Source organism: Methanofollis sp. UBA420 (assembly GCF_002498315.1).
Taxonomy (GTDB): Archaea; Halobacteriota; Methanomicrobia; order Methanomicrobiales; family Methanofollaceae; genus Methanofollis.
This window is the reverse complement of the sequence record NZ_DAGX01000007.1, coordinates 29,050-46,687: the sequence shown is the minus strand read 5'-3', so window position 1 is coordinate 46,687 and position 17,638 is coordinate 29,050. Positions and strand designations below refer to the sequence as shown.

The following is a 17,638-nucleotide window of genomic DNA, read 5'->3' as shown; positions in this document are numbered from 1 at the left end:
GTCACCTCACCGGGAACCCCCGGCCAAGGATCCTCTGGCGTAGGTCCTCGCAGAGGGCCTCGGCACGGTTCCGGTCGGACTGGCGGAGGGTGATAGGCACCCGCCTGCCGCCGACGGTGATGGTCCCGAGGGCCCCGGAGACGGCGCCGCCCCGGCACGAGGCCGCACACGCCCCGCAGGAGACGCAGAGCGCCGTGTCTATCCCTTTCCCTGTCGCAAAGGCCCCGGTCGGGCAGAGGCCGCCGGCCACGCAGGGCTCGCAGAAGAGGCAGGAAGTCGGGTCGTACGTGACCCGCCGATCGGTGCCCTGCCAGACGTTCCCGTAGGTCGCCGCGGCAAAGGGCCGGCGGTCGCTGATGTCGGCCACAGGCAGGGCGATCGCCTCGTCCAGGACGGAGAGGGCGGAGAGGCCCGCGTCGTCCAGGACGGGGATCGCGGCGGCGATGCTCGTGATGCACTCCGGCCCTGCCGAGGTGACGAAACCGCCGCAGTAACGGGGGTTCATCTCACTGATATCGGCGAAGGCCATGATGTTCGGCTTTTCCGGCGTGCTCCGCGTCCCCTCGCCCATCACGAAACCGGGCGCCCCGTTCACGAGCACCCGCGTCCCGGCCCTGATGAACCTGAGGGATGGGTCGTTCTCGATCGGGTTGATCTCCCCGCAGCCGCTGACCGAGGCCTCGGCACACGGCCCCCGCATGCCCGCGGCCGAGAAGATCGTCCTGACCTCGGAGGGTTCGCGGTTCACGTAGGCGGTGTAGTTCTTGAAGGCGCTCCTGGTCGTGAGGAGGCGGGCGACGGTGCAGTCCTCGATCGTGACCGTGCGCGAGATCTCCCTGCCCCCCGCGGCGACCAGGACATCGACGTCCTTCCCTGCCGCAAGGTCGGCGATGAGGTGGCCGCCGCCGTACCTCTGCCCGCTGTGGGAGGTGCCGTAGACGACCATGTCCACGAGGCCGAGGCGCTCGTTCGGGCAGGGACCGGGGAAGGCCGGGACACCGTTCAGGCTGACGGTGTCGGCCCGGAAAAAGGTGCCCGGTTGGGCCACCGGCACGGAGAGGACGGCCGCCGTCCCTGACATCACGCCGCAGGTCCCGCAGGTGACGACGTCGACGTCTTCGGGGGTCAGCCTCTCCCCTTCCCGTATCCGCCTCTTCAGTTCGGCCGCGGTCAGGACGACGGCGCTGCCGTCCCTGATCCGTTCCTCGATTCCTGCGATGGTCTTCATATGATGACGTCCTCCACCCGTACGTGCAGCCCCTCTGGGCGCTCCACTATCATATTGGTAACCCCGGTGTGGGCGAGGGCCATCATGCAGAAGCCCGGGAGGAAACGCTGGCGTTTCCCGAAGACCGGCGGGTGGGCGACAGGCCGGGCGAGGCCCTCGAAGCCGATCATGTGGTAGGCCCGCACGTCATGGTACTCCCGGCCGCGGGAGAACTCCGGACCGACGACATGGCCGGTGATGAGGCCTGTGACGGGGTCGGCCTCGATCACCCTGATCACGTGCTGGACAGGGCACCCCGCGCCCATCGGGCGGCCGACGACGATCTCGCCCTCCCTGATCCCCCATCTCTCCACGAGGTCTGGCCTGAAGGGGAGGACGATCTTCCGGGCCGTGGGTTCGCCGGGCAGGGGGTCGATGACGAAGTCGTAGGCATTGCCGACGATGTCACGCCCCGTATAGACCGCGTCGGGGGCGGCGACGCAGGCCTCGCCCTCCGAGAAGGGGCAGTCGGAGACGGAACGCTCCCCTGCGGCGACCATCTCCATGAACGCGGCGCAGGTCCGTGCCCCGCAGAGGCCGCAGTTCTTTCCGGGAGGCTGCCAGCCCATCTACTCACCCCGGAAGAGGGTGCCGGCGTCCCCGAGTCTCCGGACGACCCCGAAGTGGTGCTGCCAGCCGATCTCCTTCTTGCCGACACAGACTGTGCAGACACCGAGGGGCGGCACGCCGCGGAGTTCGATGGTGGCGGGGTCCGTCACCTCGTCGGCCTCTGCGATCCTCTGGAGGAGATAACGCATGCCCGTCCCCTGCACCGCGTTCGTCTCGACGATCTCGATCTCTGGCGCCACCTCCCTGATCCCCTCCCTGAAGACCTCCTTCTCGGCCTGGGAGACCAGGTCGATCCTGGTGACGACGGCCACGTCCGCGAGGCCGATCATCGGCCCCATCTTCAGGGGGGCGTGGATGCCCGAGACGGCGCTGAGGACGACGACGCCGAGGGCCTGGGTGACGTACGGCGAGCAGCGGAGGCAGAGCCCAGCGGACTCCACGATGAGGAGGGAGGCCTTCTCGGCCTCTGCCCAGCGCAGGGCGTCGGCCATCACCATGATGCCGGCATGGTCCGGGCAGAGGTCGCCCGAGTAGACCTTCCGTGCCGGGATGCCGAACTCGGCCGCGAGTTCCTCGTCCTCGAAGGCCCTGACCACGTCGATCTTGAGGTAGGCCGCCTTCTCCCCGGGCCCGAGGCTCCTGAGGACCTGGCGGACGACCGCGGTCTTGCCCGCCGACGGCGGTCCTGCGATGACGAGGAGTTTCATAGGGCGTGCACCGAGTCGGAGGTGAGGGCCGCGTGCACGTCTTCGGAGAGGAAGGCCGCAGGCAGGCCACCCGTGATCGCCTCGCCGGCGCGGATCCGTTCCCTGAGACGGCAGAGGATGCCGTCCATCTTCTTCACCGCGGAGAGGGCCTCGTCTTCGCGGCCTGTCCGCTCGATGACCCTGACGACCGTGCCGTTCCGCATCACGATCCGGCGGTCACACATCAGGGCGACGAGGGGGTCGTGGGTGACGAAGACCACGGCCTTCCGGTAGGTGCGGAGGACCTCGATCACCCGGTCCTTGAAGATCCCGGCATTCTCGACCTCGTCCAGGATGATCACGGGCGTGCTCCCGACGAGGATCGCGTCCGCCACCATCAGGGATCTGGTCTGCCCGCCCGAGAGGGAGGTCATCCGCGCCCCGGGCACGATCTTCTCGCCGGTGAACTCGTTTGCAAGGGCGATCGTCTCAGTGATGATGCCGTCGCGCCCGATCCTCCGCGACCTGACATGCATCTCCAGAAACTCCCTGACCTGAAGATCGGCGAGGCATTTCGTGTTCTGGGTGATGAGCGCGACCGGTTTTTTCGCCGGGTCACGGACATAGTCGTCGGGCGGCGCCGCCCCATTGACCAGGACAGTCCGTCCGGTGACCGTGTCGTTCCGGGCAAAGACCTCGATGTCGTTGATGAAGGCGCTCTTTCCTGACCCGGTCGGGCCGACGATGGCGAGGGTCTCGCCCGGTCTGATGACGATCCGGTCGAAGTGCTCGGTCTCGCCGTTCTTGTCCCTTCCGGGGAGGACGGTGATCTCGGTGACCTGCGGGTCCATGCAGGGCGTCATGCAGGAGATCAGATAATGCTATCCATAGGGCACAAACAATCCTGACACATGTGCAAAAAAGTACAAAAAAAGAGACACTACGACAACAAAACTGTGCATCAAGGGAGTGGAGACCGGGCAGGGGTGGCCCATTGGAGAGGGCAGGCCCCCCCTGTGGACAGGTGTCCGGAGGGGGGCCGGGTGAGGCGGCCCCTCAATGGTCGAAGTGGAGGAAGGCCCGGCACCGCCCTCCCTCCTCTGCGCTCCAGGCCCTGTCGGCGTACTGCCCTGCCATGTACCAGGCGAATGCGGCAAAACCGAGGTCGTCTTCGAGCATCTCCTCCTCCGTGGGGCGGGAGGCAGGGAAGGCCAGCGCCTGCCCGGTATAGCCGACCGCAAGGTCGAGGTTCAATTCGTCGAAGGAGGCCGAGACCTCGACAGGGCCGTCGGTGAGGGACCCCATCGTGCCCTCCGCGACCTCGGTGGCCGCGGCGGCGGCGCGGACGATCACCTCCTCGCGGGCGCCCCACTCCTCCCCTTTGCGCCGGAGGAAGGCCTCGATCTCCCTGGACGCGGCTGCACCCGGTTCGATCACGATGCTCTCCTCCTGCCTGATGCCGAGCCTGAGGGCGAGGTTGAGCACGATGGCGGTGATGGTCGCCAGGGTGATCGAAGAGGCGAAGACGGGTTCGAAGATGGGGGGGACGTCCTCGAAGACGTACGGGACAAACTGGACAGAGAGGCCGAAGACCAGGGAGAGGCCGATGACCAGCACCTTCCGCGTGTCCATCATCCTGGAGAGCATCGTCGTGATCCCCACCATGATCAGGAAGGCGCAGATGTAGACGACGACCGCACCGATGACATAGATCGGCACCAGGGAGAAGGCGGTCGTCGCCTTCGGGACGAAGGCGCAGACGACGAGCGCCCCGCCGAAGAGGAAACCAATGTACCTGCTCGTGATCCGGGAGGCGACCGAGATGCCGAGTTCGGACGACGCGGTGGAGACGCCCGGGGAACCGATCACACCGGCAAAGACGTTCGTGAGCCCCATCGTGAAGACGCCGTCCCTGATATTCTCCATGTCGGGCCTGACCCAGGCGGCGTCATTCACCCGCTGCCCGATCGTCACGTTGGTGATCGTCTGGATCGTCGTCGCGATCACGGCGATGAAAAATATCGGGAGCAGACGGAGGTCGAAAGACCAGAAGAAGTACGAGAGGTCAGGGGCCTGGAGGAGGGGGGCCGCCACCACCTGCTCGAGAGCGTCGGCCGGGTACAGGCCGAGGAGATAACTCGCGCCAAGGCCGACGGCAAGGGCGGTGATGATCGCGTTCGCCTCATACTTCTCGCCGAACCTGGGCGAGACGACGAGGACCGCAAGGGTGAGGACGGCCACGCCGACACCGGCGGGGACGACCCCGGCGGCGCCTATCCCGCCTGTCATGCCGAGAAAACTCTGGATGCCGAAGGGGATGAGGGAGAAGCCGAGGACGGTGATGACCATGCCCATCACCTCGGGCGGGAAGAGGACGCGCAGTTCCCTGACGACGCGGGAGAGGCCCATCTGGAGAAGGCCGGCGACGGCGGTCATGCCGAACGCGAGGGCGAGGCCGCCTGCCTGGGCGGCATGGAGGGTCGCCACCAGGAAGGACTCGTCGCAGGCATTCGGCATCAGGTAGCCGCAGCCGATGCCGCGCCCGCGGAGGGCCTGGAGGGCGGTGCCTACCCCTTCGGCAATGAGAAGGGAGGAGAGGAGGGCCGCCGTCATTGCGGGCGGACCCCCGACGGCCGCGACGATGATGATCGGGATCATCAGGGAGAGGGCGACGTGCTGGACGACGAACTGGAGGGTGAAGGGCACCGCCACAGACGCGGGCGGGCGTTCGTCAACGCTGTACACGAGGTCTTCAGGTCGCCTGCTCATGGTCCCCTCCCTGTGCTGTCATCTTCATCTCCTGTCTCCTAGTGGTCGAAGTGCAGGTGGAGCGTGCACCTGCACGAAAGGTCGCTCGCATCGGCCATGCCTCCGGCACCGGTCGTCAATCGCCCGCCCTCACCTGACCGCCGCGTCAGGTACGAGACGAAGACCTCCAGGTTGAACTCGTCGAAACGCATGATCACCCGCACCGGCGCCTCGGTCACTCCCTGGGCCTCGATGTCCCTGATACAGGCCTGCACTGCCTTTACCGCCCGGGAAAAGACCTCCTTGCGTGCCCCCCAGGCCCTGGCCGGCCCCATCATCGCCGCATTCACGTCGGCAGGCGATCCCGCCGCAGGGTCGTGGAAGAACTCGACGGTGTCCTTCACACCCACCTGATACAGGGCATTGAGGAGGATCGCAAGGAGGGCGGCGACGGTGAGGGATGTGCCGAAGGCCGGGGAGAAGAGGTCGCTCATGCCCGCGATCTTCTCCGAGACCAGGTCGATCCCGACGCCGATCGCCAGGGGGACGCCGATGACCAGGGACCGCCGGGAGTCGAGCATGCGGGAGGAGATGATCGCAAGACCCGAGACGATGATGAAGGAGACTGCAAAGAGGGAGACGGCGGCAAGAACGGATGCGGGCACGGAGGTCAGAGCCCTGATAAGCAGGGGTGAACACCCGGCGAGGATGAGGAGGATGCCGGCAGCGATACCGATGATCCGGGAGAAGGCGCCGTTCGCGATAGAGACCCCGACGGCCGCGGGCGACGCACCGACGCCGGCGCCGCCGATCAGGCCGGAAAAGGCGGTGGCAAGGCCGGTGACGAGGACGCCCTTCTCGATGTTCCCGAAGTCCGGCCTCTGCCATGCCTGGTTGGTGCTCACCTGGCAGAGGGTGAAGGTGCCGAGGTCGTTGAAGACGGTGCAGAAACCGGCGACAAGGAAAGGTACGAGGAGGGCGGCGTCGAAGGACCAGCCGATCTTCAGGGGGTCGGGGAGGGCGAAGAGAGGGGCGGCGGCGATCCCGGCGATCTCGGCAGGGCCGAAGGCGCCGGTGGCGACGGCGATGAGCCAGCCCGCGCAGATGCCGAGCATGATCCCGGCGGTCCTGACCGCCCCGCGGCCATAGACGTAGACCACGACGAGGAAGCCGAGGAGGAGGATGCTTGTGACGGCCGAGGCGATGTCGGTGCCCGGACCTGAGCCGTACTTCCCCATGAACGCGGGCATGATGTGGCTGATGAGCATGATGCCGAGCATGAGGAGGATCATGCCGGCGATCTCGACAGGGAAGTACTTCCTGAGGCGGGAGATGTAGCGTGAGAATCCGGCCTGGGCGAGGCCGGTCACCGTCGTCATGCCGAGGAGGAGGGAGAGGCCGCCGGTCTTGACGGCGAGGACCATCGGCCCGAGGTATGCGGCCGAAAGGGTGTACGGCGCAAGGTATTGGACGCCGAAGCCCCGGTACCCGACGGCATTCACGACCGTCGCCGCACCGGAGGCGATCGCGATGCCGCCGATGAGGACGAGGAGGTCGTCGTCGCCGATGCCGGCGGCTCCGGCCAGGGCAGCGATGACCTGGAGGCTGATCACGAAGAGGAAGAGGTGCTGGACGGCGAGCACCAGCGTGACCGACCATGGCGGACGGTCGTCCGGCCTGTACACCATGCCCGGCAATTTCACGATAAATAGTGGAGATTCTGCGGAAAAAAACCTGTGGTTTTCGCTTTGTAGAATCGCTCATAAAACGAAGTTTCAGGCGGTTCTTTGAAAACCACCTCAGAGGTTTCGATCGTATGCCGCCGGCCTGAGGAGGGGCATCAGCCTGGCGATGTGGTAGCCGCAGATGACGGAGATCCTCTCGCCGAAGGCGGCGTCGAGGGCGGGATCGCCGGTGTCGACGAAGAGGGCCGGTGTTGCGGCGAGTTTGCCGGGCGTGGCGACGACGATAAGGTTCTCCGGCCCCGCGGCACTGAGCACCGCGGGGGTGATCGGCCCGGTGCCCCGGCCGATGACCGCCCCCTGCGCCCCGATCGGGCTGACGATGATCCTGCACCGGCCGGCACTCTCGATCTGCGCGAGGATGGTCGCCTCGTCGGCGTCGAGGACGGCGACCTTCCCGTCCACGACCACGTCAACGCCGAGGAGGGTCGCCTCGGTCCCTGCTGCCCGTGCGATCGCGGCCGTGGTGCCCCCGGCCCCGAGGACCACGCACCCTCCCGCCCGGATCAGGTCGGCCATGAAGCGGGCGATGCCGTCGAGGGCGGCGGCCTCGTCCCCGAAAGAGGCCTCCTTCCCGCACTGCACCCGGCCGGGGAGGAAGGGGATCCTGGCCGTCGCGTAGAGGCGGGCCCGCAGGTCGCCCTGCCTGTACGCCTCCTCGTCGATGTCCATCACCTCGGCCTCGCGGAGGGCATAATCTCCGGCAAGGACCTCGCCCACCGCGGCGGGACGGACCGCAAAGACGCCCGAGTACATCTTCACGCCCGCGGGGATGCCGAGGATGGGGGTCTCCCCCGCGGCCGCCGCGACGTCCCGCGCGGTGCCGTCGCCGCCGCAGAAGAGGAGGAGGTCGGCCCCGGCGTCGATGCAGGCCCTGACCGCGGTGCGGGTGTCGTCGGCCGTCGTCTCCCGGCCCCCGGCGGTATGGACGACCTCGTACTCCCTGATGCCCGCGGCGTCCAGGGCGTCGGCCCCCATCGCACCGGCAGAGGTGAGGAAGCGGAGGGGGAGGCCGCGGAGAGAGAGGAGGGCCTCGACGGCACGCTCATGCGCCCGCGGCAGCGCACCCCGCCGCCGCGCCTCGTCCGCCGTCCCGTCCGTCCCCTTCAGGCCGACCGTGCCGCCGAGACCGGCGAGGGGGTTGATCACAAGGCCGATCGTCGTCATGGAGATGCAGAGTATGCCGCCGGAGAGGGAAAAAGATGTATGAGAGGGAGGGAAGGGTCGAGCATGAAGGCGCCAAATGGAGAGGGGAGAAACCGGGAGAGGATGTCTGACATCGGTTTCCGCATCATGTCTGCCCTCTTCAGGATCCAGGACCTGGTCTGGCCCCCCGATCGCCTCCTCGACCGGATCGGGATCAGGGAGGGGATGGTCGTGGTGGACTATGGCTGCGGCCCGGGCAGGTATATCGCGGGGGCGTCCGGGCGGGTCGGCAGGACAGGCCGCCTCTATGCCGTCGACATCCATGACCTGGCGATCGAGGCGGTGAAAAGGCGGGTCAGGGAGGAAAATCTTGCCAATGTCGTTCCTGTCCTCGCACGCGGCTACGACTCGGGCCTCCCTGCCGGGACCGCAGACCTCGTCTATGCCCTCGATATGTTCCACATGATCGAAGATCCGTCCGCCTTCCTCGGAGAACTCCAGAGGATCATAAAACCCGACGGGGTGCTCGTGATCGACGACGGCCACCAGCCGCGCACGACGACCCTGAAAAAGATCCGTGCCTCGGGCCTGTGGGAGGTCGCGGAGGAGACCGCGGCATTTCTGCGGTGCCGCCCAAAAAAATGAGATAAATGGCGCGGGTGCCGCCTTTCCCAAAAACAGAGAGAGGGTCAAGCCCCTTCCCTGACGGCCCCACACAGTCCGGCGACGAAACTCTTCAGTTCGGCGCACATCACATCACTGTCCCCCGGATGTCGCTCGACGATCTCCACGATCGCGCTGCCGGCGATCACGCCGTCAGCCCCCGCGGCCGCGAGCGCCCTGACCTGGGCGGGGCCGGCGATCCCGAAGCCCACGGCGATCGGGAGGGAGGTGCGTGACCGCAACGCGGCGATCCTCTCCTCCATGCCGGGCGGGAGGCCCGCCCTCGCGCCGGTGACGCCCTGCACAGAGATGAGATAGAGGAAACCCCCGGCATGGTCGATGATGCGGTCCAGCCGCTCGTCAGGGGTGTTCGGGGCCACGAGAAAGATCTGGTCGAGGCCGTGCCGCCATGCCGCGGCGACGGCCTCCCCCGACTCCTCGGGCGGCATGTCTGGTATGATCACCCCGTCGGCCCCGGCCGCGGCCGCCTCCCCGTAGAAACGATCGATACCGCGGACATAGACGATGTTGTACGCCGTCATCAGGACGATTGGAACCTCTGTCGCCTCCCTCACGGCCCGCACCAGATCGAAGATCCGGGCCGGCGTCGTCCCGGCCGCAAGGGCCCGAGCGTTCGCTCGCCGGATCGTCGGGCCATCGGCGATGGGGTCGGTGAAGGGAACGCCGATCTCGACGATGTCCGCCCCGGCATCGACGACCGACCGCAACGCCGCAAGAGAGGTCGCGGGGTCGGGGTCGCCGCCCGTCAGGTAGGCGATGCAGGCCGGTCGCCTGAGGCCGGAGAAGAGGGGCCCGATCCGGCTCATATCGCCACCCCCATCCTCACCGCGACCTCTGCCACGTCCTTGTCCCCCCGCCCGGAGAGGGTGACGACGACGATGTCGTCCCCGTCCATCTCCCGGGCCATCTTCACCGCGTGGGCGACCGCATGGGCCGACTCCAGGGCCGGGATGATCCCTTCCCGCCGCGAGAGGAGGGAGAAAGCGGCAAGGGCCTCCTCGTCGGTGACCGCAACGTACTCGGCCTGCCCGGCGTCCTTCAGCATGCCGTGCTCGGGCCCGACGCCCGGGTAGTCGAGGCCTGCCGAAACCGAATGAGTCTCCAGGATCTGCCCGTCCCTGTCCTGGAGGAGGTACGAGAGGGCGCCCTGGAGCACACCCTTCGTCCCGGCGCAGAGGGTGGCCCCGTGCTTCCCGGTCGAGAGGCCCTCGCCCCCGGCCTCCACTCCGACAAGGCGCACCTCGTCGCCGAGGAAAGGATGGAAGGTGCCGATGGCGTTCGAGCCCCCGCCGACACAGGCGACCACCGCCGTCGGCAGACGCCCCTCGGCTTTCAGGACCTGTTCCCTCATCTCCCTCCCGATGACGCACTGGAAGTCCCTGACCATCGTCGGATAGGGATGCGGGCCCACCGCGGAGCCGAGGAGATAGTAGGTCTCCGCGGGACGGGCGATCCAGTCGCGCAGGGCCTCGCTGACCGCGTCCTTCAGGGTGCGGCTGCCTGTCCGCACAGGGTGGACCGTCGCCCCGAGGAGTTCCATCCTGAAGACGTTCAGCCGCTGCCTGGCCATGTCCACCTCCCCCATGTAGACCTCGACAGGGATGCCCAGGGCCGCGCCCGCGATCGCCGTCGCCACGCCGTGCTGGCCGGCGCCGGTCTCCGCGATGATCCTGGTCTTGCCCATGTGCCGCGCCAGCAGGGCCTGCCCGAGGGTGTTGTTGATCTTGTGTGCGCCGCCGTGGAGGAGGTCCTCCCTCTTCAGGTAGATCCGGCAGCCGAGGTCGCGGGAGAGGTTCCGGCAGTACGTGAGGGGAGTCTCTCTCCCGGCAAAGGTCGAGAGGTACCCCTCCAGTTCGGCCTGAAAGGCGGATTCGTTCTTCGCTCGTCCATAGGCGGCCTCAAGCGCCCCGAGTTCACCCATCAGGGTCTCCGGGACGAACTGGCCGCCGAATTCACCGAAATATCCCTTCTTCATGGGGATATGCTCCTGCATGCCATGATAAATTCCGTCATCTTTCGTGTGTTCTTAATGCCCGGGCTGTCTTCGACGCCCGACGAGACGTCCACCCCGTACGGCCGCACGGCCCTCGCCGCCTCGCCGACGTTGTCCGGTGTCAGGCCGCCGGAGAGGAGGACAGGGACAGGCGACCGCAGGACAAGCGACCGGGCCTCATCCTGATCGTACCGCCTTCCTGTACCCTCGCTCCGGTCGAGGAGGACGGCGTCGTACCTGCCGGCAGGGAGTCTCCCGTCGGCGGACGCCCTGATCACCCGCACGCCCCGCGGCACCGGCAGGTCGCAGTAGAGTTGCACCGCAGTCGGGCCGAGGGCGAGGATCTCGGCGAGTTCTGCCGGGTCGTCTGTCCGCGAGACGCAGATCCTGGCCGTGGAGGGGCCGAGGGCGGCGAAGATCTCGGCCGCCTTTTCAGGGGCGACCGACCGCGGCGAGTCGGAGAAGAGGACGACGCCGATCGCGTCGGCACCGGCCTTTTCGGCGGCAAGGGCGTCGGCGGCCCGCGTGATCCCGCAGATCTTCACGCGCATACCAGCCTCTCCAGTCTCTTTCCCGGATTCGCCGAGGACATGAGGGCCGAACCGACGAGAAACGCATCGCAGTACGGCCGCAGGGCCCGGACGTCGCAGGGCCAGACGACGCCACTCTCGGAGACGACAAGACGCCCCTCGCCGGTGACGAGGGGAGCGAGTCTCTGTGTGGTGTGCAGGTCGATGGCCATCGTGGAGAGGTTCCGGTTGTTGATCCCTATCAGGGACGCACCGGCGGCGCAGGCGAGTCCGGCCTCCTCCCTGGTCCTCACCTCCACCAGGGGTTCGAGACCGAGGGAGAGGGAGAGGTCCACGAACCGTCCGAGGTCGCGGCCGAGCACACCGGCGATGAGGAGGACGGCGTCGGCACCGAGCGCCGCCGTCTCCCTGAGCTGGAGTTCGTCGACGATGAAGTCCTTCCTCAAGACAGGGACAGGTGCGACCTCCCGCACCCGCCCGAGGTTGCCGGTGCTCCCCCCGAAGAAGAAGGGCTCGGTCAGCACAGAGAGCCCGGCGCACCCGCCGGCGACCAATGCGCGGGCCAGTGCCTCGGGGGGGACGCCGCAGAGGAGGGTGCCGCGCGAGGGCGAGGCGTACTTCACCTCCGCGATGACAGCGTTCCTCCGTTCCGAGGTGCGGATCGCCTTCGTCAGGCTGAACCGCCCTGAGGCCCGGCGGTCGGGGATGTGCCCGGTCGCTTCAAGCCCGGCCACCCGTTCGCGGGTGCGGGCGAGGATCTCGTCCAGGATCATCAGGCACCTCCTGTCGCCCCGACAAGGGCATCGAGCTTCTGCCGCGCCTCTCCTGAATCGATCGAATCTTTCGCACGGCGAAGGCCGTCCCCGAGGCATCCGGCCCTTCCCCCGAGATAGATCGCGGCGGCAGCGTTGAGGAGGACGATGTCGCGGGCAGGGCCGTGCTCGCCGTCGAGCACGCCCCCGAGGATCGCCGCGTTCTCGGCCGCGTCCCCGCCGGCAAGGTCGGAGAGAGAGGCCGGCGGGATCCCGAAGTCCTCGCAGGCGAGGTCATAGGTCAGGACCGCCCCCTCGCGGAGTTCGGCGACACGGGTCGGCCCCACGGTGCTGATCTCGTCGATGCCGCTCCCGTGGACCGCCATTGCCCGCCCGACGCCGAGGCTCTTCAATACCGCGGCGACCGTCTCCACGAGCGCCGGGCTGTAGACGCCGACGAGTTGCGCCTCCGCACCGGCCGGATTTGCAAGAGGGCCGAGGAGGTTGAAGACCGTCCTGATACCGAGTTCTGATCTCGGCCCGGCCACCCGGCCGAGGGCCGGGTGGTACGCCGGTGCATAGAGGAAGACAATCCCGACCTCCTCGACGACCTCACGGGCGCGTTCAGGTCCGAGGTCGAGGCCCACACCGAGGGCGGCGAGGACGTCGGCCGATCCGCACCTGCTTGTTGCGCCCCGGTTGCCGTGCTTCACGACAGGCACGCCGGCGCCGGCGACGACGAAGGCCGCCGCGGTGCTGATATTGAAGGTGCCGCTGCCGTCCCCGCCCGTGCCGCACGTATCGACGAGAACGCCATCGACCCGCGGCATGATCCTGAGGGAGGCCTCGCGCATCGCCTGTGCAAACGCGGAGATTTCATCTACAGACTCGCCTTTCATCCTCATTGCGGCAAGAAAACCACCGACCTGTGCCGGGGTGGCGACGCCGCAGAGGATCTCGCGCATGACCTCTCCCGCCTCTCCGCCGGAGAGGTCGCGGCCCCCGGCCACCCGGACGATCGCCTCCCTGATCATGCCCGCACCCCCTTTCCGGCAAGGAAATTCCTGATGATCCGGTCCCCCTCGCGAGAGAGGACGCTCTCCGGGTGGAACTGGATGCCGTCTACGGGATAGTCCCGGTGCCTGACACCCATCACATAGCCGTCGTCCAGACTCGTCGCCGTGACCTCGAGGTCACAGGGGAGGCTGTTTCGGTCGGCCACCAGCGAGTGGTACCGGGTGGCGTCGAAGGGATCGGGAACGCCGTCGAAGATCCCGGTGCCGTCGTGGACGATCCGGGAGGTCTTGCCGTGCATCAGACGCCCGGCCCTCGCTACCCGCCCACCGAAGACGGTGCAGATCGCCTGGTGGCCGAGACAGATCCCGAGAGTCGGGACCTCGCGGCAGATTGTCCTGAGGGCATCCAGACAGAGGCCCGACTCTTCGGGCGTCCCGGGACCCGGGGAGAGGATGATCCGGTCGCAGTCGATCTCCCGGAGCACCGACGCAGGGGTGTCGTTCCTGACGACGATCGGATCGCCGCCGAACTTTCCGACCTGCTGGTAGAGGTTGTAGGTGAAACTGTCATAGCAGTCGATGATGAGCACTCTCATAGGTCACTCCTCCCCTGTGCGATCGCCCGGAGCATGGCCGCAGCCTTGTTCCTGGTCTCTTCCCACTCGTTTTCGGGGATGGAATCGGCGACGATGCCGGCGCCGACCTGGACCGACGCCGTCCCGTCCTCGACGACGACGGTCCTGATCGCGATGGCAAGGTCCATATCGCCGTCGAAACCGACATGCCCGACCGCACCGGCATAGATGCCGCGGGGGCAGGGCTCCAGGTCGTCGATGATCTGCATCGCCCTGATCTTCGGGGCGCCCGAGACCGTGCCTGCCGGGAAGCATGATGTGAAGGCATCGAAAGAGTCGTACCGGTCGTCGAGAGTCCCCTCCACCGTGGAGACGATATGCTGGACATGGGAGAACTTCTCGACGCCCATGAACGCGGGCAGGCGGACCGAGCCATAGGTGCAGACCCTGCCGAGGTCGTTTCTGGCGAGGTCGACGAGCATCGTGTGCTCGGCGCGTTCCTTCGTGTCGGCAAGGAGATCCTCTCCGAGGCGGTCGTCCTCGTCAGGGGTCGCACCCCTCGGCCGCGTCCCGGCGATCGGGACGGTCGTGACCGCCCCCTTCTCCACGCGGACGAGCATCTCGGGACTTGCTCCGGTGACCTGCTGGTCCCCGAAGTCCAGGAAGTACATGTACGGGCCCGGGTTGATCGCCCTGAGCGCCCCATAGATCGCAAAGGGGTCGCCCGGGTAGTCGCAGTCGATCCGCCGGGACAGGACGCCCTGGAAGATGTCACCTGCCGCGATGTGCTCTTTCATCCTCAGGACGGCGGCCTCGAAGGCCTCCTTCGAGACGGTCGAGCGGCAGGGGAGGTCAACCCCTGCGGCTTCTGGTCGGGGTTTCCGTTCCTCCGGTTCGAGGGCCCGGATCTGTGTAACCAGCGCCCTGATCCTTGCCCTGCTCTCCTCGTACGCCCTGTGAGGGTCTGTGTCTTCGGTCAGCAGGGGGCTTGAGAAGACGTACATCCTGCCGGCGAGATGGTCGAAGACGATACAGTCCTGTGCAAGGAGAAGCCTGGCCAGGGGGGCGTCGGGACCGTCCCGACGACCGGGCCCGACCTTCGGATGGAGACGGTGGACGAGGTCGTACGCGAAGTAGCCGACAAAACCCCCGAAATATCTCGGGGCGCCGACATCGGCGACGGCAAACCGCCCGAGGATAGACCTGACCATCTCGACCGGGTCGGCCCCATCAGGAGAGGCAGCGACCCGGACAAAGGGCCGCGTGCCGGTGATCTCGACCGTCTCCCCCAGGGAGATCCTGAGGGCCGGGCCGACCCCGATCACCGAGTAGCGTGCACCCCGGTCACTTCCCTCCATCGACTCGAGGAGGAAACCGGCGCCGTCGCAGAGCCCGACATAGACTCCCGGAGGCGTCACAGGGGGAAGGGGAAGTTCCTGGCAGAGGGGAATGATAAGGGGCCGGGACCGCCCCTCTGCAGCGGCAAGAAACTCCTGATAACCCGGCTTGAATATCTCTGTTTCACCGATTACGGCACTATCCATTCCACCGGCATCACCCCACCTTCGGCAGGTGCGCGAGCGATTCGCGGATCAGCTCGGCCGGGTATTCGTAGTCAGGGAGGCCGCCCGCAAGATAGGCATCATAGCTTGCGAAGTCGAAGTTGCCGTGGCCCGAGTTGTTGAAGAGGATCACCTTCTCTTCGCCGGTCTTCCGGCACGCGAGGGCGGCGTCGATCGCCGCCTTCACGGCATGGGCCGCCTCGGGGGCGACGATGATCCCCTCTGTCCTCGCGAAGGTGAGGGCCGCATCGAAGACCTCGTTCTGGTGACAGGAGACGGCCCGCACCGCCCCGGCGTCGGCGAGGTGGGCGACCAGGGGCGAGACGCCGTGGTACCGCAGCCCGCCCGCGTGGATCGCCGGCGGCACGAAGTCGTGGCCCAGGGTGAACATCTTCAGGAGGGGAGTGAGGCCCGCGATGTCGCCGTAGTCGTAGGCGAAGAGCCCCTTCGTGAGGGTCGGGCATGCCGCGGGTTCGACGCCGACGACGTCGGTCTCCGGGTGCTTCCCGCGGAGTTTGTCCCCGACAAAGGGGAAGGCGAGGCCGGCGAAGTTCGAACCGCCGCCGACGGAGCCGATGACCATGTCGGGATAGGCGTCCTCCATCGCCAGCTGCTCCCGCGCCTCAAGGCCGATGACTGTCTGGTGGAGACAGACATGGTTCAGGACCGAACCGAGGGCGTAGTTTGTATTTTTATGATGCACCGCATCCTCCACCGCCTCGGAGATCGCGATGCCCAGGCTCCCCGGCGTGTCCGGGTGATCGGCAAGGACCTTCCTGCCCGCGTCCGTCCTCTCGCTCGGCGACGGGATGCACTCGGCCCCGTAGACCTGCATCATGCTCTTCCTGTACGGTTTCTGGGCGTAGGACGACCTGACCATGTACACGGTGCAGGCCATGCCGAAGAGGGCGGTCGCAAAGGCGAGGGAGGAACCCCACTGCCCGGCGCCGGTCTCTGTGGCGATACGCTCGACACCTTCCTTCATATTGTAATAGGCCTGCGGCACTGCCGTGTTCGGCTTGTGGCTGCCCGGCGGGCTGACACCCTCCCACTTGTAATAGATCCTCGCCGGCGTCTTCAGGTACTTTTCGAGGCGCCGCGCCCTGTACAGGGGGCTCGGCCTCCAGAGCCTGAGGATGTCCCGCACCTCGTCGGGGATGGGGACGGAGCGCTCGGTCGCCATCTCCTGCCTGATCAGTTCGCGGGGAAAGATGGCCGCCAGGTCATCAGGCACCACCGGTTTTCCCGTGCCCGGGTGAAGAGGCGGGGCGAGAGGCGTCGGCAGGTCGGCCTGAATGTTGTACCAGGCCTTCGGGATGGCGTCCTCGTCCAGGAGGATCTTCGTCTGCATGAATGGAAGTACACAATGAACATAGATATACATTGTGGAACAAAACATTACATCCAAGATTGGAGACGCCGGGCATGGCCCGATTTTATAGAGCAGGACGATTCATGATGATGGAGATGGACGGCATTGCAGGGGCCCTGATCCTCGGCCTCGTCATCGGTCTTTCAGGCGCCCTTGCGCCGGGACCGACCCTGGTGGCGACGATCAGGGGGGCGCTCGCGGAGGGGTGGGCGGCAGGGCCGAAGGTCGCGGCCGGGCACGCCGCCCTGGAGACGGCGGTCTTCCTCGCCGTCGTCGCAGGCCTCGGTGTTGCAGCCGGGTCTGTCGGCCCCGCGGTCGCCCTTCTCGGCGGGGCGGCCCTCGTCGTCTTCGGCGCGATGACCGTCAGGGAGAGCAGGACCGCGGTGCTGGAGGCCTCACCGGCCGGAACGGCGGCCGGGAACCCATATGTCGCCGGGGCCGTAACGAGCGCCGCAAACCCCTATTTCTGGATCTGGTGGCTCACCATCGGGGCCGGCCTCCTCCTTGACGGCCTGGCCGGGGGTCTGGCCGTCGCCGGCGCCTTCATGATCGGCCACTGGGCCGCGGACTTCGGGTGGTTCGGCCTCGTCGCCGCGGCCACTGCGGGAGGGAGGAGGGTCATGAGCGTCGGGCAATACCGCCTCGTCCTCGGCGCATGCGGCCTCTTCCTCATCCTCTTCGGGGCGTCGTACCTCTGGCGGGCCTTTGCTTGAGGATCACCGTTCGGCCGCGGACCGTGCCGCAGCATCGTCGTACACGCGGGCCTTCCCCCGCACCTCGCCCTTCTTTGCCCGCGGGCTGAGGCGGTCGAGCACGACAGAGGCCGGGGCGGCGCCGGAGACAAGGGCGAGCGCGTCGACGATCTCGGCCCGCGACGGGATGGGGCCGGCAAACCGCGCCGTAAAATCGATCTCTGTCCTCCGCCTCTCCTCGTCCCTCTCGTACCGGGAAAACTCGATGTCCATGTACCACCATGCAGGCGGAAAAGGGTTGAA

Annotated in this window: 18 protein-coding genes; 2 read left to right on the top strand and 16 right to left on the bottom strand. The window is 67.2% G+C overall.

What is annotated here, in order from left to right:
- Position 1: 1 nt before the first annotated feature.
- From BP869_RS10290 to BP869_RS10260, 7 genes are all read right to left on the bottom strand, one after another.
- Entirely contained in the window at positions 2-1,228 is a 1,227-nt protein-coding gene (locus BP869_RS10290; RefSeq protein WP_342679384.1) for a methanogenesis marker 16 metalloprotein, read from the bottom strand.
- The gene (locus BP869_RS10285) at positions 1,225-1,836 is read right to left on the bottom strand and encodes a (Fe-S)-binding protein (protein ID WP_342679382.1); all 612 of its coding nucleotides are present in this window, start codon (positions 1,834-1,836) and stop codon (positions 1,225-1,227) included. Before BP869_RS10285 ends, BP869_RS10290 begins: the two co-directional genes overlap by 4 nt.
- Positions 1,837-2,544 carry a GTP-binding protein gene (locus BP869_RS10280; protein ID WP_342679380.1) on the bottom strand — a complete coding sequence of 236 codons (708 nt, stop codon included), beginning with the start codon at positions 2,542-2,544 and terminating at the stop codon, positions 1,837-1,839.
- Complete coding sequence (locus BP869_RS10275; protein ID WP_342679378.1) at positions 2,541-3,374, bottom strand: ATP-binding cassette domain-containing protein; 834 nt, start codon at positions 3,372-3,374, stop codon at positions 2,541-2,543. Before BP869_RS10275 ends, BP869_RS10280 begins: the two co-directional genes overlap by 4 nt.
- A 205-nt stretch (positions 3,375-3,579) precedes the next feature.
- Entirely contained in the window at positions 3,580-5,292 is a 1,713-nt protein-coding gene (locus BP869_RS10270) for a uracil-xanthine permease family protein (RefSeq protein ID WP_342679376.1), read from the bottom strand.
- Positions 5,293-5,330: 38 nt separating this feature from the next.
- Positions 5,331-6,959 (bottom strand): uracil-xanthine permease family protein, encoded by a 1,629-nt coding sequence (locus BP869_RS10265; protein WP_342679374.1) that lies wholly within the window; start codon positions 6,957-6,959, stop codon positions 5,331-5,333.
- 111 nt (positions 6,960-7,070) lie between these two features.
- Positions 7,071-8,180 carry an ATP-NAD kinase family protein gene (locus BP869_RS10260; RefSeq protein WP_342679372.1) on the bottom strand — a complete coding sequence of 370 codons (1,110 nt, stop codon included), beginning with the start codon at positions 8,178-8,180 and terminating at the stop codon, positions 7,071-7,073.
- Positions 8,181-8,243: 63 nt separating this feature from the next.
- Here BP869_RS10260 and BP869_RS10255 point away from each other — a divergent pair, with 63 nt between their 5' ends.
- Positions 8,244-8,804: a class I SAM-dependent methyltransferase gene (locus BP869_RS10255; protein WP_342679370.1), complete on the top strand. Its 561-nt coding sequence runs from the start codon at positions 8,244-8,246 to the stop codon at positions 8,802-8,804.
- Positions 8,805-8,848: 44 nt separating this feature from the next.
- Here the strand turns inward: BP869_RS10255 and trpA are convergent, their stop codons facing one another.
- Genes trpA through BP869_RS10215 form a run of 8 tightly spaced genes read right to left on the bottom strand, consistent with a single transcriptional unit; the run spans position 8,849 to position 16,622 of the window.
- Entirely contained in the window at positions 8,849-9,649 is an 801-nt protein-coding gene (trpA, locus tag BP869_RS10250; RefSeq protein WP_342679368.1) for a tryptophan synthase subunit alpha, read from the bottom strand.
- Positions 9,646-10,818, bottom strand: coding sequence for a tryptophan synthase subunit beta (gene trpB, locus BP869_RS10245; RefSeq protein WP_342679366.1), 1,173 nt, complete (start codon positions 10,816-10,818; stop codon positions 9,646-9,648). Before trpB ends, trpA begins: the two co-directional genes overlap by 4 nt.
- Complete coding sequence (locus BP869_RS10240; RefSeq protein WP_342679365.1) at positions 10,815-11,387, bottom strand: phosphoribosylanthranilate isomerase; 573 nt, start codon at positions 11,385-11,387, stop codon at positions 10,815-10,817. The genes trpB and BP869_RS10240 overlap by 4 nt, the downstream gene beginning before the upstream one ends.
- Positions 11,378-12,139 (bottom strand): indole-3-glycerol-phosphate synthase, encoded by a 762-nt coding sequence (locus BP869_RS10235; RefSeq protein ID WP_342679364.1) that lies wholly within the window; start codon positions 12,137-12,139, stop codon positions 11,378-11,380. Before BP869_RS10235 ends, BP869_RS10240 begins: the two co-directional genes overlap by 10 nt.
- Entirely contained in the window at positions 12,139-13,152 is a 1,014-nt protein-coding gene (gene trpD / locus BP869_RS10230; protein ID WP_342679363.1) for an anthranilate phosphoribosyltransferase, read from the bottom strand. Before trpD ends, BP869_RS10235 begins: the two co-directional genes overlap by 1 nt.
- Positions 13,149-13,730: an aminodeoxychorismate/anthranilate synthase component II gene (locus BP869_RS10225; RefSeq protein WP_342679362.1), complete on the bottom strand. Its 582-nt coding sequence runs from the start codon at positions 13,728-13,730 to the stop codon at positions 13,149-13,151. Before BP869_RS10225 ends, trpD begins: the two co-directional genes overlap by 4 nt.
- Positions 13,727-15,253 (bottom strand): anthranilate synthase component I family protein, encoded by a 1,527-nt coding sequence (locus BP869_RS10220; protein ID WP_342679360.1) that lies wholly within the window; start codon positions 15,251-15,253, stop codon positions 13,727-13,729. Before BP869_RS10220 ends, BP869_RS10225 begins: the two co-directional genes overlap by 4 nt.
- Before the next feature lie 10 nt (positions 15,254-15,263).
- On the bottom strand, positions 15,264-16,622 hold the full coding sequence (locus BP869_RS10215) for a TrpB-like pyridoxal phosphate-dependent enzyme (protein ID WP_342679358.1): 1,359 nt from the start codon (positions 16,620-16,622) through the stop codon (positions 15,264-15,266).
- A gap of 104 nt (positions 16,623-16,726) precedes the next feature.
- On the opposite strand from BP869_RS10215, the gene BP869_RS10210 reads away from it, so the two are divergent.
- Positions 16,727-17,356 carry a LysE family transporter gene (locus BP869_RS10210; protein ID WP_342679356.1) on the top strand — a complete coding sequence of 210 codons (630 nt, stop codon included), beginning with the start codon at positions 16,727-16,729 and terminating at the stop codon, positions 17,354-17,356.
- A 3-nt stretch (positions 17,357-17,359) separates the two neighbouring features.
- Here BP869_RS10210 and BP869_RS10205 read toward each other — a convergent pair whose 3' ends face one another.
- Positions 17,360-17,608, bottom strand: a complete 249-nt coding sequence (locus BP869_RS10205) for a hypothetical protein (RefSeq protein WP_342679355.1) — start codon at positions 17,606-17,608, stop codon at positions 17,360-17,362.
- Between the last annotated feature and the right edge of the window lie 30 nt (positions 17,609-17,638).